Raw genomic sequence first — 15,637 nt, 5'->3', positions numbered from 1 at the left:
AAGCCTCGCACGCCGCGGGGCCGGATCGGACTCTACGGTCCCGCTGCGACCGGTCGCAGGCGGGACGGCCGCCTATTGTAATGGCCGAATGTGACCATGCGGCATCCGCGCCCGGTACGCCGGGGCCCGGAACGGCTACAATTGCGCCTCTTTGCCCACCGTGACGTCAGGAACAGGAACACACGCCATGTCGCAGCCCAGCTGGTTCACCGAGGCCCACCAGGCCTCCGGCTCCTCCATCGGTTACCGCGTGGAGAAGCTGCTTCATGCCGAGAAAACCCCGTTCCAGACCATCGAGATCTACCAGACCACCGACTGGGGCAACCTGATGGTGATCGACGGCTGCGTGATGCTGACCAGCCGCGACAACTTCCTTTACCACGAGATGATGACCCACCCGGCGCTGTTCACCCATGCGCGCGCCAAGCGCGTGGTGATCATCGGCGGCGGCGATTGCGGCACGCTGCGCGAAGTGCTCAAGCACGAGGAAGTGGAATCGGCCGTGCAGGTGGAGATCGACGAGCGCGTCACGCGCCTGGCCGAGCAGTACTTCCCCGAGCTGTGCGAGGCCAACCACGATCCGCGCGCCGAACTGCTGTTCATCGACGGCATCAAGTACATGGCCGAGGCCGAGCCGGAATCGCTGGACCTGATCATCGTCGACTCGACCGACCCGGTCGGCCCCGCCGAAGGCCTGTTCAACGCCGCCTTCTACGCCAGCTGCTACAAGGCCCTGCGCCACGGCGGCATCCTGGTGCAGCAGAGCGAGTCGCCGCTGGCGCACATCGAACTGATCAAGTCGATGCGCTCGTCCATGCGCACCGCCGGCTTCAGCGCGGTGAAGACCCTGCCGTTCCCGCAGCCCTGCTACCCCACCGGCTGGTGGAGCTGCACCATGGTGCGCAAGGGCGGCGACCTGGCCGGCTTCCGCGAGCGCGGCGCGCTGAGCAAGAACTTCCCCACCCGCTACTACAACGCCGAGATCCACAAGGGCGCGCTGGCGATGCCGGAGTTCATGAAGGAAGCGCTGGGCGAATAAGCCCGCCGCCTGCAACCCGCCTCGCGGCCACGCGGGGCGGGTTTTTGCGTTTCCGGGGGGACACTCAGAACAGCGTCGAACGCACCTTCGGCAGCAGCACCAGCACCAGGGTCGCGATCGGCCCCAGCAGCAGCGACACCAGGAACCACACCAGGCCGCTGCGATTCTTGCCCTGGGCCAGGCCCGCATTGATCAACGCCAGGGTGCCCCAGCCCACGAACCAGGGGGCTCGCCCGTCGGCCATGATCGCTATCTGATCCATCGTCTCTCCCGTGCGCGGCGCGCGAGCGCGCCCGAAGCATAGTGGTGGCGCGCGGGTGCGCGGCCGAATCGGTGAAGGGCCATGCTAACAAGCGTGGAAGCGCGCGGCGGCCGCGCGCGTTCGCAGGATCAGGCAGGCTTAATGCTGAATAAGTATGCTGGCCGCTTCGTTTTGCGGATGGAGAACAGCATGCGCGGATGGCGCTATCTCGCTTTGGGCCTGGCCGGTGTCCTGTCGATCGCCCCGGTCGCCGCCAAGCAGGCTTCCACCAAGCCGGTGCCCGCCAAGGCCGGCGATGCGCGCAACGACGCGCTGCTGGCCTTCCAGCGCGACCTGATCAGCGTGCTGGCCCCGCGCGCGGACGCCATGCCCCTGCTCGGCGCCGCCCTGCTCGCCCGCCCGCTGCCCAACCAGCCGAAGTACAACGACTTCCATACCCTGATCGAGCGCGCATCCAAAGCCGAGGACACCACCCCCGCCGTGACCTGGCTGCGCCTGAGCGACTGCGACGCCAAGGCCGACGCCTGCCCCAACGCCGACGCGCTGGCCGCGCTGGGCCAGCAGGCGCCGGACAACGCCGCCGTGTGGCTGCTCAAGCTGGGCCAGGACCACCACGACGGCAAGGACCAGGCCGCGCGCGAGGACCTGGCCAAGGCCGCCGCCGCCAAGCTCTACGACGACTACACCGGCACCAGCCTCAAGGCCCTGGCCGCCAACGTCAGCACCTTGCCGCCGCCGGCCGCGACCATCGATCCGTCCTCGCCCACCGGCGCCGCCGGCGTCGAGCTGACCCTGGTCTTCGGCATGGCCGCCACCCAGCCGCAGCCGGGCCTGCAGGCCACCTCGCGGCTGTGCGAGAACGCCGGCGACGATGCCGCGCTGAAAGAGGACTGCCTCAAGCTCGGCCGCCTGCTCGAGTGGGGTTCCAGCCCGCTGGCCCGCTCGCTGGGCCTGCATCTGCGCGAGGTGCTGGCCGCCGATCCGTCGCAGCAGGAAGACGCCAGGCACGCACGCCGCAACCTGGTCTGGCAGGTGCAGAACTTCGCCCAGCTGTCGGCCCGCGCGCAGGGCGACCTGGCCCTGGCCCAGCACCTGCTGGCGCTGGCGCGCAACGGCGGTACCGAGATGAGCCTGGTGCTGGCGGCGTTGCGCGACTACAAGATCCCGACGGATGCGCCGGCGGACTGGGACAGCCAGAAGCCGGCCGGCGCCGGGCAGGCGCAGGCGAAAGGCTGAGCACTGGCGCACGCGGCGCGCTGTTGCCGGTTCCCTCTTCCCGTGTACCCTTGGCCCACCTCGAAACGAAGGGGCGGCGCATGCTGACGGTGCTGGTGGCAAGCAGCAAGGGCGGTTGCGGCAAGAGCACGCTGGTCACCCAGCTGGCTTCGCACTGGGCGCAGGACGGCAAGCACACGGCCATCGTGGACGTCGACCGGCAAGGCTCCAGCTTCCGCTGGGCGGCGCGGCGCGCCGAACAGAACGTCCCCGGCGTGCTCGCCGTGGAAGGCAGCCGCAAGGCGCTGGAAAAGCTTCCCGAAGACACCCAGCGCACCCTGATCGACACACCCGCCGGCTCGCACGAGCGCGAGCTGGAACCCTACCTGGAACAGGCCAGCGTGCTGCTGGTGCCGGTGCTGCCGTCCAGCTTCGACATGGACGCCACCATGGACTTCCTCGCCCACCTCGGGGAGATCCCGCGCATCAAGCGCGGCAAGCTGCCGGTGGGCCTGGTCGGCAACCGCCTCAAGCCGTGGACCCATGCCAGCCAGGACGCGATGGAGCGGCTCGCCGCCGACGCGCCGTTCCCGCTGGTGGCCGAGCTGCGCGACAGCCAGGCCTACGTGCTGCTCACCGCGCTCGGCAAGGGCATCTTCGACTATGCCTCCGAGCAGGTGCGCAACCACCAGGAAGACTGGAAACAACTCCTGCGCTGGATCAAGCGCCAGCATTAATTCACCGTCCGTCCCGGAGCCGTCCATGCGAGAACTCATCCTGTTGCGCCACGCCGAAGCCCAGCCCTCGCAGCCCGGGGGCGACGACCTAGGCCGCCGCCTGAGCGGACGTGGCGAGCAGGAGGCCCGCGCCGCGGGCCGCTGGCTCGAGCAATGGCTGAAACGGCATGGCCAGCAGCGGCCCAGCCGCGTGCTCTGCTCGCCCTCCGAGCGCACCCGCGCCACCGCCACGCTGGCGCTGGCCGAAGTGAACGGCGCGCCGGAGCCGGAGCTGTGCGAAGACATCTACGAGGCCACCCAGGGCGAGCTGCTGGCCCTGCTGGACGACCACAGCGACGCCGATTCGGTGCTGCTGGTCGGCCACAACCCCGGCATCGAGCGCCTCGTCGCGCTGCTGGCCGAGGGACGTTCCGACGAATACCGCGGCATGCCGCCGGCCGGCATCGCGGTGTTCCATTCGGACGAGGGCTTCGAACCGGGCCACGCCCGCCTGGAAGCTTTCTGGTCGCCGTGAGCCGCCCGCGCCGCCGCTGGCCTGGCCAGCGCGCCGCCGCCTGCCTCGTTCTCGCTGCCGCGGCCGCCTCGCTCCACGCCGCCGACTACCGCATCGACCCGGCCCGCTCGCACGCCGAATTCGGCGTGCGCCTGCTGTGGCTCACCCAGGTCACCGGCAGCTTCGAGCGCATCGACGGCGACGTGACCCTGAGCGCCCGGCGCGACGTGGCCGTGGTCGACGCGCATATCGCGGTGGACAGCATCCGCATGTCGTCCGAGCGCTTCCGCCGCTGGGTGATGGCGCCGGAATTCTTCGACGCCGAGCGCTACCCCACCATCCACTTCGTCTCCGAGCCGGTGCCGGTGGCCGCGCTGGAACATGGCGGCGAGCTGTTCGGCACGCTCACCTTGCGCGGCATATCGCGGCCGGCACGCTTCGAGCTGCTGCCCTCGCCCTGTCCGCTGAACGAGTCCATCCTCACCAACCCCAGCGACTGCCGCATCGAAGCGCGCGGCGACATCCAGCGCAGCGAGTTCGGCATGACCGGGCATCGCACCGCCTTGTCCGACCAGGTCCGCCTCGGGCTGGTCATCGCCATCGACCGCGCGCCCGCCAGCAGCGGGTCATGAACGCGCGCTGGCCCGGCGCCCGCGCGCCGGCCGGTGGACCGGCGACGGAATGCCCCGGGGTTATTTATCATCGCGGAATGTCACCGCGCTGGACGTGCGTTCTCCTTCTGCTGCTCGCCTCGACCCTGCTGCCGGGATGCAGCCTGTCGGCGGCGAAGATCCGCCGTGCCGACGCCATCGTGGCCGCGCAGACCGACCACCGGATCGACTGCGACAACCCCGGCACCGCCTGCGCCGAAGCCTCGCCCCTGCTGGATGCCGCCAGCGCCGCGATCGCCGCCTCCACCGCGCAGGCACCGGTGCACGTGGTCACCCTGCTCAACGACAGCGAGCCGGCAATGGTGGCGCGCATCAACCTGATCCGCGCGGCGAAGCACTCGATCGACATCCAGATCTACATCTGGGACCAGGACGATGCCGGCCAGCTGATCCTGGACGAACTGGTGCGCGCCGCGCGCCGCGGCGTGAAGGTGCGCGTGCTGGCCGACCAGCTGTTCTCCTTCAACGACAGCGTGTGGCTGACCCGCCTGGCGCGGGCGCACGAGAACCTGCAGATCCGGCTGTACAACCCGACCTTCCACAAGTCGGAAACCTCGCCGCTGGAATTCGCCGCCGGCATCGTGTGCTGCTTCTACAAGTTCAACCAGCGCATGCACAACAAGATCCTGCTGGTGGACAACAGCATCGGCATCACCGGCGGGCGCAACTACCAGGACCGCTATTTCGACTGGGACAACGACTTCGACTACGTCGACCGCGACGTGATGGTCGGCGGCCCCGCCGCGCAGGCGATGGGCGAGACCTTCGAGCGTTTCTGGGCACACAAGCGCTCGGTGCCGCTGACCCATCTGCGCGACATCTATCGCTTGCTTGTCGACGGCACGCCCTCGCCCTGGCGCGAGCCGGTGTACCTGCACCCGCAGCGCGTGGCGCGCGTGCAGGAAGAAGCCGACGACCCGGACTGGCTGGACGAATACCTGGTGGCGCCCACCCTGCGCACCACCGCGCCGGTGGAATTCTTCAGCGACCTGCCGGCCAAGACCGACCAACCGCGCGAACGCGCCGCCCGCGAATTCACCGCCAACGTGATGCGCATGGTCGGCTCGGCCAAGCAGGAAGTGGTGCTGCAGACGCCCTACCTCGTAATGAGCAAGCGCGCGCGGAAGATCTTCGACCGGCTGCAGAAGCAGGACGCGCCGCCGCGCATCGTGGTCTCCACCAATTCGCTGGCCTCCACCGACGCGTTCGCGGTGTATGCGATGTCGTACAAGCACCGCAAGCGCTATCTCAAGGAATACGGCTTCGAGATCTACGAACTGAAGCCGCGCGCGCTCGGCCCCGCGCAGGACAACGCCTGGGCCAGCTCGGACGACGGCCCCGACGACGACACCGCCAGCGATGCCAGACCCACCGCCGGCAAGCCAGCCAGCAAGCGCCGCTACGTGGGCGTGGAGGCGCGCACCCTGCTCGGCCGCGGCGGCAAGCGCAACCGGCCGGCGCCGCTGCTCAGCGCGGGCCGGCGCTTCGGCCTGCATGCCAAGTCCATCGTGGTGGACGACCGCTTCGCCATGGTCGGCTCGCACAACTTCGACCCGCGCTCGGACCACTACAACACCGAGGCCGGCGTGATCGTGTACGACGCCGCCTTCGCACAGCAGCTGCGCACGGCGATCATGCGCGAGACCGAGCCGGAGAACGCCTGGGTGATCGGACCGCGCCAGCGCTCCATTCCGTTGCTGTCGGACCTGAGCGCCGCCATCGGCGACATCTCCGCCGCCCTGCCGCTGTTCGATTTCTGGCCGTACCGCTACGCCACCAGCTATCAGCTCAAGCAGGGCTGCACGCCGATGCGGCCGAGCGACCCGAACTTCTTCAGCTGCTACGAGGCGGTGGGCGATTTCCCGGAAGTGGCCAGCCCGCCCAAGCTGATCTATACGCGCCTGCTGACGGCGTTCGGCGCCGGGGCCAACGGGATTCTTTGATCGGCCGAGGCCGGATCAGGCCTGGCGGTCGTCCGCGGCGAAGCGCATCGGCAGGTTGCCGCTGAGGCCTTCGGGGTGGTCGGCCGGCACGGCGAAGCGCCAGCCCTGCACGGTCTGCACGGCCTCCTGGTCCAGGGCCGGATCGCCGCTGGACTGGTCCACCGCGGCGTGCGTGACATGGCCCTGGCCGTCGACCGAGAGATGCAGCACCACCAGGCCGGCGCGCGCGACGCGGCGGCTGAAGATCGAGCTGGGCGCCTGCGGCATCTCGATGGGCGTCAGCGTCGGCGTGTCTACGGCCGCCGGTGCGGCGATAGCCTGCTCGGCATCCACCGGCGGCAGATGCACGGCATGGGCGGGACGCCGCGGCACGGCAGCCAGGCGTGGATGCGCCGGCTCGGCCGGTGCGGCGGAGCGCCTGGCGGCGATCCGCTCCGGCCCCTTCCAGCCTGCGGTCTGTTCGCTCAGCCATGCGGTACCGGCCACGCCCACGGCCAGTGCCAGCAGGCTCAGGGCGGTGGTGGTGCGCAGGCGGAACATGGCGGTGCCTCAGCGCTCGAGGATGGCGGTGACGCCCATGCCGCCGGCGGTGCAGATCGAGATCAGGCCGCGGCCCGAACCCTTCTCTTCCAGCAGCTTGGCCAGGGTGGCGATGATGCGCGCGCCGGTGGCGGCGAACGGGTGGCCCACGGCGAGGCTGGAGCCGTGCACGTTGAGCTTGGCCGGGTCGATGCTGCCCAGCGGCTGGTCCAGCCCGAGGCGGTTGCGGCAGTAGGTTTCGCTCTCCCACGCGCGCAGCGTGCACAGCACCTGGGCGGCGAAGGCTTCGTGGATCTCGTAGAAGTCGAAGTCCTGCAGGCTCAGCCCATGGCGCGCCAGCATGCGCGGCACCGCCACGGTGGGCGCCATCAGCAGGCCCTCGCCGTGCACGAAGTCCACCGCCGCCACTTCCGCGTCGAGGAAATACGCCTGCACCTTCAGGCCGCGCCTGGCCGCCCATTCGTCGTTGCCCAGCAGCACCGCGGCGGCGCCGTCGGAAAGGCCGGTGGAATTGCCGGCGGTGAGCGTGCCGTGGCCGGAGATCTTGTCGAACGCGGGCTTGAGCGTACCGAGCTTCTCCATGGTGGAGTCCGGACGCAGGAAGCCGTCGCGCTTCAGGCCGCGGAACGGCACCACCAGGTCGTCGAAGAAACCGGCCTCGTAGGCGGCGGCCAGCTTCTGGTGGCTTTCCAGCGCCAGGCGGTCCTGCGGCTCGCGGCCGATATGCCATTCCTTGGCCATGCGCTCGCAGTGGTCGCCCATCGACATGCCGGTGCGCGGCTCGGCCACGCCGGGAAAGGAGGGCTTGAGTTCCTTCAGCGAGAAGCCGCGGGTGAAGGCGGCCATCTTGTCCTGCCAGCCCTTGGCGCGGTTGATCGCCAGCAGGCGCTTGCGGAAGCGCTCGCCCAGCACGATCGGCACGTCGCTGGTGGTGTCCGAGCCGCCGGCGATGCCGGCCTCGATCTGCCCGGTGGCGATCTTGTTGGCGATGATGATGGCGTTGTCCAGCGAGGTGCCGCAGGCGCGCGCCGTGGTGATGCCGGGGGTGGTCGGCGCCAGTCCCGAGGACAGCACCGCCTCGCGCGCCAGGTTCCATTCCGAGGAATGCTTGATCACCGCGCCCATCGCCACTTCGCCCAGCTCCTCGCCATGCAGGCGGAAGCGTTCGACCAGGGCGCCGAGCACCTTGACCGACATGCCGAAATTGCCGACGTCGGCATACGCGGTGTTGTTGCGGCAGAAGGGAATGCGGATGCCGCCGATCACACCGACGCGCTTGGAGGTGTTGTCCATGTCCTAGAAGGTTCCTGCCGGGCCGAGCGTTCAAGGCTAGCGCGCCCCGCCAGCGCGCGAAAGCCCGTGTTAAGTGAATGCTAGACTCCCGGTTCTTTGCCGTTCGGATTCGCCCACGTGGAAGCCTCGTCGCTGGTCGCCCTGCCCATCGTGCTCGCGCTGGAGCTGTCGCCCGGCGAGACGCCGGACCGCCTCACGCTGAGCCGCGACGAGGCCGCCGAACTGGCCGCCCTGGCCGCCGCCGACCTGCACGCGCTGGTGCCGCAGGTGGAGCAGTGCCGCCTAGCCGTGGCCGGGGCGCTGTTCGACGCGGTGGAACTGCTGCGCCCCGGCTTTCCCGTCTGGGCCACGCTGGACGAGCTGGCCCGCCGCGTGCCGCGCGGCCACCTGGACAACGTGGTCGCCTTCGGCACCCACGACGGCCGCATGCCGGCCCAGCCGCTGGAGCCGGAACGCGGCTACGCCGACGGCCCGATGCGCCTGCTGCCGCTGAGCCTGCTCGCCCCCGAGGCGCTGGCCGAGGAACTGGCCGAGCGCCTGGAAGTGGAACTGGTCGGCCGCGGCGAAGCCGGCGCGCGCAGCTCGGACTGGCTGATGCGCACGCTGGGTGTGCGCCTGGAACATGCGCGGTACCTCAGCCGCAACGACCTGCTGGCGATGACCTGCGTGCAGTACGAGCACGTCAACCTCGCCGCGCTGTGGTCGCTGCTGGAATGCGCGCTGCTCACGCCCTACCGCGAGGAAACCACCCTCACCGCCCGCGGCCTGGCGCTGCGCTATGCCGAGGGCAAGGTGTGGATCCAGTCGCCGGCCGACTGGGCCGCGGCGCAGGCGATCGAGCCGGCACAGCGCGCGCATGAGCTGGCCGGCATCGTGTTCGAGCTGCGCCAGTACGTGGCCCTGCTCGATGCCCATCGCATTCCGCAAGCGCTCGAATCGATCGACGCCACCGCCACCGCGGCCGAGCCCGGTTATCTGCTGGAAGTGTTCGGTGCGCTCGACCCGGCCTACGGCGAGGCGCGCCTGCATGCGCATGAGGCGCCGGGCCTGGGCGTGATCGCGGTGACCCTGGCCCAGCGCGGCGAGAACGGCCGCGCACGCGTGCTGGCCAATGGCTATCCGCTGCAGCCGCGCGCACTGGGTCCGCTGGTCGCCGCGCTGGCCGAGCGCAGCGGCATCGCCACCGAGCTGCACGCCCTGGGGCGCATCGTGCTGGATGAGTCCGGCCGCCTGGGCGCGCCGGCCGAACCGCTGCACTGAGGCCCGCAAGGCACACTTCAGAAAAGTACGGCGGCTTAGACATTTCCTTCACCTTATCGGGGTCGCCGCCTACTGCCCACCCGCTGCGACTTGGCGCATCATGCGATCTCTAGCGTCCTACAGGGGTGGATGGACGGGCGGTATGGGCATGCAGCGGATCGAACCCGATCGACCGACCGGGCCGGCGTCGTCCGAGCCCGATTGGGCCGCTCGTGTCGTGCACGGCGCGCCGGCGCTGATCGCCTACATCGACCGCGAGCTGCGCATCCGCTTCGCCAACGCCGCGCACCAGTCCTGGCTGGGCGTGGACCCGGCGCAACTGCAGGGCCGCCACGTGGCCGAAGTGCTGGACGAAGCCAGCCTGCAGCGCGCCGGCCCCTGCCTGGAAGAAGCCCTGCGCGGCCACGCTTCCGTCTACGAAGGCGAGATGTTCGCTGGCCAGTCGCGCTGCTACGTGCACGGCAGCTTCCAGCCGGACTACGACGCCGACGGCGCCGTCTGCGGCATCTTCACCGTGCTGATCGACATCACCGAGCGCCACGCACTGGAAACCCGCCTGCGCGAGAGCGAGCAGCGCTTCTTCGGCGCCTTCCAGCATGCCGCCATCGGCATGGGCCTGGTCGCGCCGGATGGCCGCCTGCTGCGCGTCAACGCCGCGCTGTGCCACATGCTGGGCTACCGCGAGCCGGAACTGCTGCAGCTCAATATCCGCGACATCACCCACCCCGACGACGTGGCCAAGAGCTTCCAGCTGGCCACCGAGCTGATGGAAGGCAAGCGCGATTCCTACCAGCTGGAGAAGCGCTACTTCCACCGCGACGGCCACGTGGTGCACGTGCTGCTGACCGTGTCGCTGGTGCGTGCGCCGGACGGCACGCCGTTCCACGCGGTGGCGCAGATCCAGGACATCAGCCAGCGCAAGGCCTACGAGGAAGCGCTGTTCCGCGAGCGCGAACTGGCCGAGGTCACCCTGCGCTCGATCGGCGATGCGGTGATCACCACCGACCTGCAGCTGCGCGTCACCTCGCTCAACCCCATCGCCGAGGCGATGACCGGCTGGAGCCACGCCGAGGCGCTGGGCCGCGCGATCGAAGACGTGTTCCGCCTGCTCGACGGCGACAGCGGCGAACTGCTGCGCAACCCGCTGCGCGAGGCGATCGGCCGCGACACCATCGTCGAGCTGCGCGGCAACGCCATGCTGGTGCACCGCAACGGCTTCCGCACGCCGATCGAGGATTCGGCCGCGTCCATCCACGACCACGCGGGCAACGTGATCGGCGGCGTGCTGGTGTTCCACGACGTCAGCGCCACCCGAGCGCTGGTGTTGAAGATGGCGCACATGGCCCAGCACGACACGCTGACCGGCCTGCCGAACCGGCACCTGCTGCAGGCGCGGCTGGCCCAGGTGATCGCCGCGGCGCGCCGCCGCCACGGGCGCGCCGCGCTGATCTTCATCAACCTGGATCACTTCAAGCACATCAACGATTCGCTCGGCCACCAGACCGGCGACCAGCTGCTGCGCCTGTTCGCCGCGCACCTGCGCGGCCTGCTCGGCGGCGACCATATCGTCAGCCGCACCGCCGGCGACGAGTTCATGGTGGTGCTGCCGCACGTGGACAGCGCCGGCGACGCGGCCAAGACCTGCGAGCTGCTGATGCGCCGCTGGCACGAGCACCCGCCGCACGAGCTGGCCGAGCTGGCGCTGGGCTTCAGCGCCGGCATCAGCCTGTATCCGGACGATGCGGACGACGCCGAGGCGCTGATCCGCCACGCCGACACCGCCATGTACGAAGCCAAGATGCAGGGCCGCAACAGCTACCGGCTGTTCACCGCGGCGATGACCGAGCGCCCCGCGGCGCAGATGCGCATCGAGCGCGACCTGCGCACCGCCATGCGCCGCGGCGACCTGCAGCTGCATTACCAGCCGAAGGTGGACGCGCTCACCGGCGTGGTGGTCGGTGCCGAGGCGCTGCTGCGCTGGCAGGTGGACGGCCACGACGTCTACCGCCCCGACCAGTTCGTGCCGGTGGCCGAGGAAAGCGGCCTGATCGGCCCGCTCGGCCGCTGGGCACTGCAGCAGGCCTGCCAGCAGGCGGCCGCCTGGCACCGTTCCGGCCGCAGTGTGTCGATCGCGGTGAACGTGGCGCCGCCGCAGTTCCTGCAGCCGGGCTTCCACGACGTGCTGCGCGAGATCCTGCGCGAGAGCGGCCTGCCGCCCGGCATGATCGAGCTGGAACTGACCGAGCGCATGGTGATGGCCGGCGGCGACCACAGCCGCGCGCTGATGCAGCAGCTGAAGGAGCTGGGCGTGAGCCTGGCGCTGGACGATTTCGGCACGGGCTACAGCAGCCTGTCCTACCTCAAGCACTTTCCCATCGACGTACTGAAGATCCCGCGCGCGTTCGTGCGCGACGTGGCGACGGATACCGACAGCGCGGCGATCGCCGACGCCATCATCACCATGGCGCAAAGCCTGGAGATGAGCGTGGTGGCCGAAGGCGTGGAAACGCCGGAGCAGGCGGATTATCTGCGCCAGGCCGGCTGCCGGCTGCTGCAGGGTTTCCTGTACGGCGCGCCGATGCCGGCGGTGGAGTTCGAACGCTTGCTGGTGCCGGCCTGAAACCCGAAGACCGATGCAGGTTGGGGTGAGCCCTGGGCGAACCCCAACGATGCGGTGCGCTCCGGCCTGGCTGTGTTGGGGTTCGCCTGCGGCTCACCCCAACCTACGCCGCTGCATTAGCTCGTCATTCCGGCGCAGGCCGGAATCCAGTAACGGTATCGCCGGGTTTTCGCGAAGAGCCTGCTCAGCCGCTTTCGCGAAAATCGGACACCGTCGCCACTGGATTCCGGCCTGCGCCGGAATGACGAGCTTTCAGAAGCCCGCCTCGTACATGAAGTAATGGCACCGCTCCATCCCCAACCCCGCATACGTCCGCTGCGCACGCTCGTTCTCCGTCTCCACATAGAGCCGCACACCCACCGCGCGAGCCTCGCGCGCACGTGCCACCACCGCTTCGTACATCGCACGGAACACGCCTCCGCGCCGCGCGGATGCGGTCACGTACACGCTCTGGATCCAGAAGAAATCCCCGCAGCGCCAGTCGCTCCATTCATAGGTGACCAGCAGGCAACCCACCGGCTCGCCGTCGCGCTCGGCCACCAGGTAGAAGCCGCGCCGCGGTTCGTCGAACACCGCCGCCACGCCGCGCGCCAATACCTCGGGGTCCAGCCGCTTGCTTTCGGTCTCCCAGGCCATCGCCTGGTTCCAGCTGGCGATGTGATGGATATCGCCGCGCTGGGCGGCCCGGACGGTGAGCGACATGGCTGGAACTCCGCTGTGATCGTGAATGCTCAAGGCCGCGACGGCCGCCGCGTGCGCGAGGCGCCGAGCTTGCGCGTCAAGGTATTGCGGCCGACGCCGAGTGCGGCCGCCGCGTTCTGGCGATGGCCACCGTGCACGGCCAGCGCGGCCTGCATCAAGGTGTGATCCATCGCATCGCGGGCGCGCGCGTGGATGTCGCTCTCGCCATCGGCCAGCGCCTGCGCGGCCCATTCGCGCAGCGCATCCGTCCAGTCGCCCAGCGCGGGCACGGCAGGCGCGCCGCCCAGATCGGCCGGCAGGATTTCCGCGCCGGGCGCGATGACCGCCAGGCGGCGGCACAGGTTTTCCAGCTCGCGCACATTGCCCGGGAAATCGCGCTGCGCCACCGCTTTCAGCGCGGCCTTGGCAAAACGCTTCGGCGGCAGCTTCAGTTCGCGCGCCGCCGCGGCGAGGAAATGCTGCGCCAGCAGCGGAATATCCGCGCGGCGCTGGCGCAGCGGCGGCAGCTCGATGCGCACCACGTCCAGGCGATGCTTGAGGTCCGCGCGGAACAGGCCGGCCGCGACGCGCGCATCCAGATCCTGATGCGTGGCCGCCACGATGCGCACGTTGCCGCGGATCAGCTCGCGCCCGCCCACGCGATAGAACTCGCCGCCGGCCAGCACGCGCAGAAGGCGCGTCTGCAGCGCCAGCGGCATGTCGCCGATCTCGTCCAGGAACAGCGTACCGCCTTCGGCCTGTTCGAAGCGGCCGGCGTAGCGGCGCGTGGCGCCGGTGAAGGCGCCGGCTTCGTGGCCGAACAGTTCGCTTTCCAGCAGCTCGCTGGGAATCGCCGCCGTGTTGAGCGCGACGAAGGGCCGATCGCGCCGCGCGCTTTCCTCGTGCAGCGCGCGCGCCACCAGTTCCTTGCCGGTGCCGGTCTCGCCGGTGATCAGCACATTGAGTTCGCTCGCCGCGATGCGGCCGATCAGGCGGAACACTTCGCGCATCGCCGGGCTTTCACCGAGCAGCGCGTGGGCGGGAGCCATCGGCGCCGGCGGCGGCGCCGCGCTGGCCGGTACGTCGGCCAGCGCGCGCTGCACCGCGGCCACGGCCTGATCGAGATCGAACGGCTTGGCCAGGTAGTCGGCGGCGCCCGCGCGATACGCCGCGGCCGTCGTCGCCACGTCGGTAAAGGCGCTCATCACGATCACCGGTCCGATGCCGCGCGCCTTCAGATCGTTGATCAGCGCCAGCCCGTCCTCGCCCGGCATGCGCACGTCGGTGACCAGCAGGGCCGGGCGCGCATCGCGCAAGGCGTCGCGCACCGATTCCGCATCGCCGAACTCGCGCACCGCCAGGCCCGCGTCGCGCAGCGCCTCGGCCAGCACGAAGCGCACGCCGCGGTCGTCGTCGGCGATCCAGATTTCCTCACTCATGCGTGCGCTCCAGCGGCAGGTACAGCGAAAACACCGTCTCGCCCGGCCGGCTGGCGTAGCGCAGCTCGCCGCCGTGCTCGCGCGCGATCTCGCGCGCCAGGGCCAGCCCCAGGCCGCTGCCGTCGGCGCGCCCGGAGACCAGCGGTTCGAACAAGGTGTCGCGCAGCGCGGCGGGCACGCCCGGGCCGTCGTCGGCCACGTCCACGCGCAGCGCGGTGCGCAGCATGCGCTCGCCCACGCGCAGGCCGTGCTCCACGCGCGTGCGCAAGGTGAGCGTGCGCGCGCCGGCTTCCACCGCATTGCGCGCCAGGTTCAGCAGCACTTGCTGCAGGCGCTCGGCGTCGCCTTTCACGTCGGGCAGGCTGGGGTCGTAGTCGTGGCGCAGCTGCGGCGGCTCGGGCTCGGCCTGCAGCAGATCCGCCAGCCATTCGAGCTGCTCGTGGATATTCACCGGGCCCAGCCGCGGCGCGCCGTCGTGATGCAGCAGGCGGTTGGCCAGCGAGGCGAGGCGGTCAGCCTCGGCGATCACCAGTCCCGCCAGCGCCTTGAGGTCCTCATCCGCCACCCGCCGCTGCAGCAGCTGCGCCGCGCCGCGCAGGCCGGCGAGCGGGTTCTTCACTTCGTGCGCAAAGCCGCGCAGCGTCGCCGACAGCGGCGACGAAGCCGGTGCGGCCGGCGCCAGCACATGCACTTCGAGCAGCAGCCCGCCGTCCACCGGCTGCAGCGCCACGTCGGCCGGCCATTCGCGCCCGCGCGCCGTGCGCAGCGCCACGCCACGCAACTGCACCGCCCGTTGTTCGGTCAGCGCGCGCCCGGCCTGGGCGAACCAGTCCGGCTCATGCAGCAACAAACCCAGCGGCTGCCCGGCCGCGCTGCGCGGCCCGGTATCCAGCCACTCCGCCAGCGCGGGATTGATCCACAGCACCCGCAGCCCCGCGTCGACCAGGGCCAGCCCGGTCGACATCGGTTCCGCCCAGGCCCGCCAGGATGCCGTGTCCATTGCACCATCATGGACAATGCCTTGGTCTGGTGCAAATGGCGGCGATGCGCTCAGGCCGAAAGGGCCTCGGCGGGCTGCACGTGTGCCACTGCTGCCGGGGCATCGAGCACCGCGCGGGTGAGCTGGCGAAAGATCGCGCCCAACGCATCCATGCCGGGGTTGCCGGCTTTGGAAAGCATGCGATGCAGGCTCTTGGATGGTGTGCCGGTGGCTTTGGAAAGGCCCTCGAAGCCCATCAGGCCGTGCGTCAGGTCGCGCATCAGAAGGCGGGCCGCTTCCGTCTCGCCGTTGAGCAGCATGGAGGTGGCCTCGTCCAGCAGCGCGCGCGCAAATGCCGGGTCGTTTTGGATGCGGTTCGCGATGGTCTCGCGGTAGTCGACGGTCAGTGCCATGGCATTACGCCTCGCTGGCTGTGGATCCTGGTAAGTGTTTCATCGTGAGGTG

General features: G+C 70.1%; 15 protein-coding genes. 8 read left to right on the top strand and 7 right to left on the bottom strand.

Annotated features, from left to right (window positions below; translation table 11 throughout):
* Positions 1-187 precede the first annotated feature (187 nt).
* The gene (gene speE / locus FHW85_RS15715) at positions 188-1,039 is read left to right on the top strand and encodes a polyamine aminopropyltransferase (protein ID WP_167252783.1); all 852 of its coding nucleotides are present in this window, start codon (positions 188-190) and stop codon (positions 1,037-1,039) included.
* Between the two features lie 64 nt (positions 1,040-1,103).
* Here speE and FHW85_RS15710 read toward each other — a convergent pair whose 3' ends face one another.
* A complete protein-coding gene (locus FHW85_RS15710; RefSeq protein WP_167252784.1) occupies positions 1,104-1,301 on the bottom strand; it encodes an antitermination protein NusB in 198 nt (65 codons plus the stop codon).
* A gap of 189 nt (positions 1,302-1,490) precedes the next feature.
* Between FHW85_RS15710 and FHW85_RS15705 the strand changes: the two genes are divergently transcribed.
* The 5 genes from FHW85_RS15705 (at position 1,491) to FHW85_RS15685 (ending at position 6,360) form a co-directional block, all read left to right on the top strand.
* Complete coding sequence (locus tag FHW85_RS15705; RefSeq protein WP_167252785.1) at positions 1,491-2,537, top strand: hypothetical protein; 1,047 nt, start codon at positions 1,491-1,493, stop codon at positions 2,535-2,537.
* Positions 2,538-2,617: 80 nt separating this feature from the next.
* Positions 2,618-3,253, top strand: coding sequence for a ParA family protein (locus tag FHW85_RS15700; protein ID WP_168648872.1), 636 nt, complete (start codon positions 2,618-2,620; stop codon positions 3,251-3,253).
* 25 nt (positions 3,254-3,278) lie between these two features.
* Positions 3,279-3,767, top strand: coding sequence for a histidine phosphatase family protein (locus FHW85_RS15695; RefSeq protein WP_167252787.1), 489 nt, complete (start codon positions 3,279-3,281; stop codon positions 3,765-3,767).
* Positions 3,764-4,378 (top strand): YceI family protein, encoded by a 615-nt coding sequence (locus FHW85_RS15690; protein ID WP_168648871.1) that lies wholly within the window; start codon positions 3,764-3,766, stop codon positions 4,376-4,378. Before FHW85_RS15695 ends, FHW85_RS15690 begins: the two co-directional genes overlap by 4 nt.
* 77 nt (positions 4,379-4,455) lie before the next feature.
* The gene (locus FHW85_RS15685) at positions 4,456-6,360 is read left to right on the top strand and encodes a phospholipase D family protein (RefSeq protein ID WP_168648870.1); all 1,905 of its coding nucleotides are present in this window, start codon (positions 4,456-4,458) and stop codon (positions 6,358-6,360) included.
* A gap of 15 nt (positions 6,361-6,375) precedes the next feature.
* Here FHW85_RS15685 and FHW85_RS15680 read toward each other — a convergent pair whose 3' ends face one another.
* Positions 6,376-6,900, bottom strand: coding sequence for an energy transducer TonB (locus FHW85_RS15680; protein ID WP_168648869.1), 525 nt, complete (start codon positions 6,898-6,900; stop codon positions 6,376-6,378).
* A 9-nt stretch (positions 6,901-6,909) separates the two neighbouring features.
* Positions 6,910-8,193: an acetyl-CoA C-acetyltransferase gene (locus FHW85_RS15675; RefSeq protein WP_168648868.1), complete on the bottom strand. Its 1,284-nt coding sequence runs from the start codon at positions 8,191-8,193 to the stop codon at positions 6,910-6,912.
* A 117-nt stretch (positions 8,194-8,310) separates the two neighbouring features.
* Here FHW85_RS15675 and FHW85_RS15670 point away from each other — a divergent pair, with 117 nt between their 5' ends.
* Positions 8,311-9,453 carry a hypothetical protein gene (locus tag FHW85_RS15670; RefSeq protein WP_168648867.1) on the top strand — a complete coding sequence of 381 codons (1,143 nt, stop codon included), beginning with the start codon at positions 8,311-8,313 and terminating at the stop codon, positions 9,451-9,453.
* Positions 9,454-9,601: 148 nt separating this feature from the next.
* The gene (locus FHW85_RS15665) at positions 9,602-12,073 is read left to right on the top strand and encodes a GGDEF and EAL domain-containing protein (RefSeq protein ID WP_167252793.1); all 2,472 of its coding nucleotides are present in this window, start codon (positions 9,602-9,604) and stop codon (positions 12,071-12,073) included.
* Positions 12,074-12,325: 252 nt separating this feature from the next.
* Here the strand turns inward: FHW85_RS15665 and FHW85_RS15660 are convergent, their stop codons facing one another.
* The 4 genes from FHW85_RS15660 to FHW85_RS15645 are packed head-to-tail and all read right to left on the bottom strand — an operon-like array spanning position 12,326 to position 15,585.
* Positions 12,326-12,775: a GNAT family N-acetyltransferase gene (locus FHW85_RS15660; RefSeq protein WP_167252794.1), complete on the bottom strand. Its 450-nt coding sequence runs from the start codon at positions 12,773-12,775 to the stop codon at positions 12,326-12,328.
* Between the two features lie 29 nt (positions 12,776-12,804).
* Positions 12,805-14,193: a nitrogen regulation protein NR(I) gene (ntrC, locus tag FHW85_RS15655; RefSeq protein ID WP_168648866.1), complete on the bottom strand. Its 1,389-nt coding sequence runs from the start codon at positions 14,191-14,193 to the stop codon at positions 12,805-12,807.
* A complete protein-coding gene (locus tag FHW85_RS15650; RefSeq protein ID WP_167252796.1) occupies positions 14,186-15,193 on the bottom strand; it encodes an ATP-binding protein in 1,008 nt (335 codons plus the stop codon). The genes ntrC and FHW85_RS15650 overlap by 8 nt, the downstream gene beginning before the upstream one ends.
* A 50-nt stretch (positions 15,194-15,243) precedes the next feature.
* The gene (locus FHW85_RS15645; protein ID WP_168648865.1) at positions 15,244-15,585 is read right to left on the bottom strand and encodes a transcriptional regulator; all 342 of its coding nucleotides are present in this window, start codon (positions 15,583-15,585) and stop codon (positions 15,244-15,246) included.
* Positions 15,586-15,637: the final 52 nt, after the last annotated feature.

The organism is Dyella sp. SG609, from assembly GCF_012275375.1.
GTDB lineage: Bacteria > Pseudomonadota > Gammaproteobacteria > Xanthomonadales > Rhodanobacteraceae > Dyella_D > Dyella_D marensis.
The sequence above is the reverse complement of the archived record's forward strand: the minus strand, read 5'-3'. Positions and strand labels throughout refer to the sequence as shown.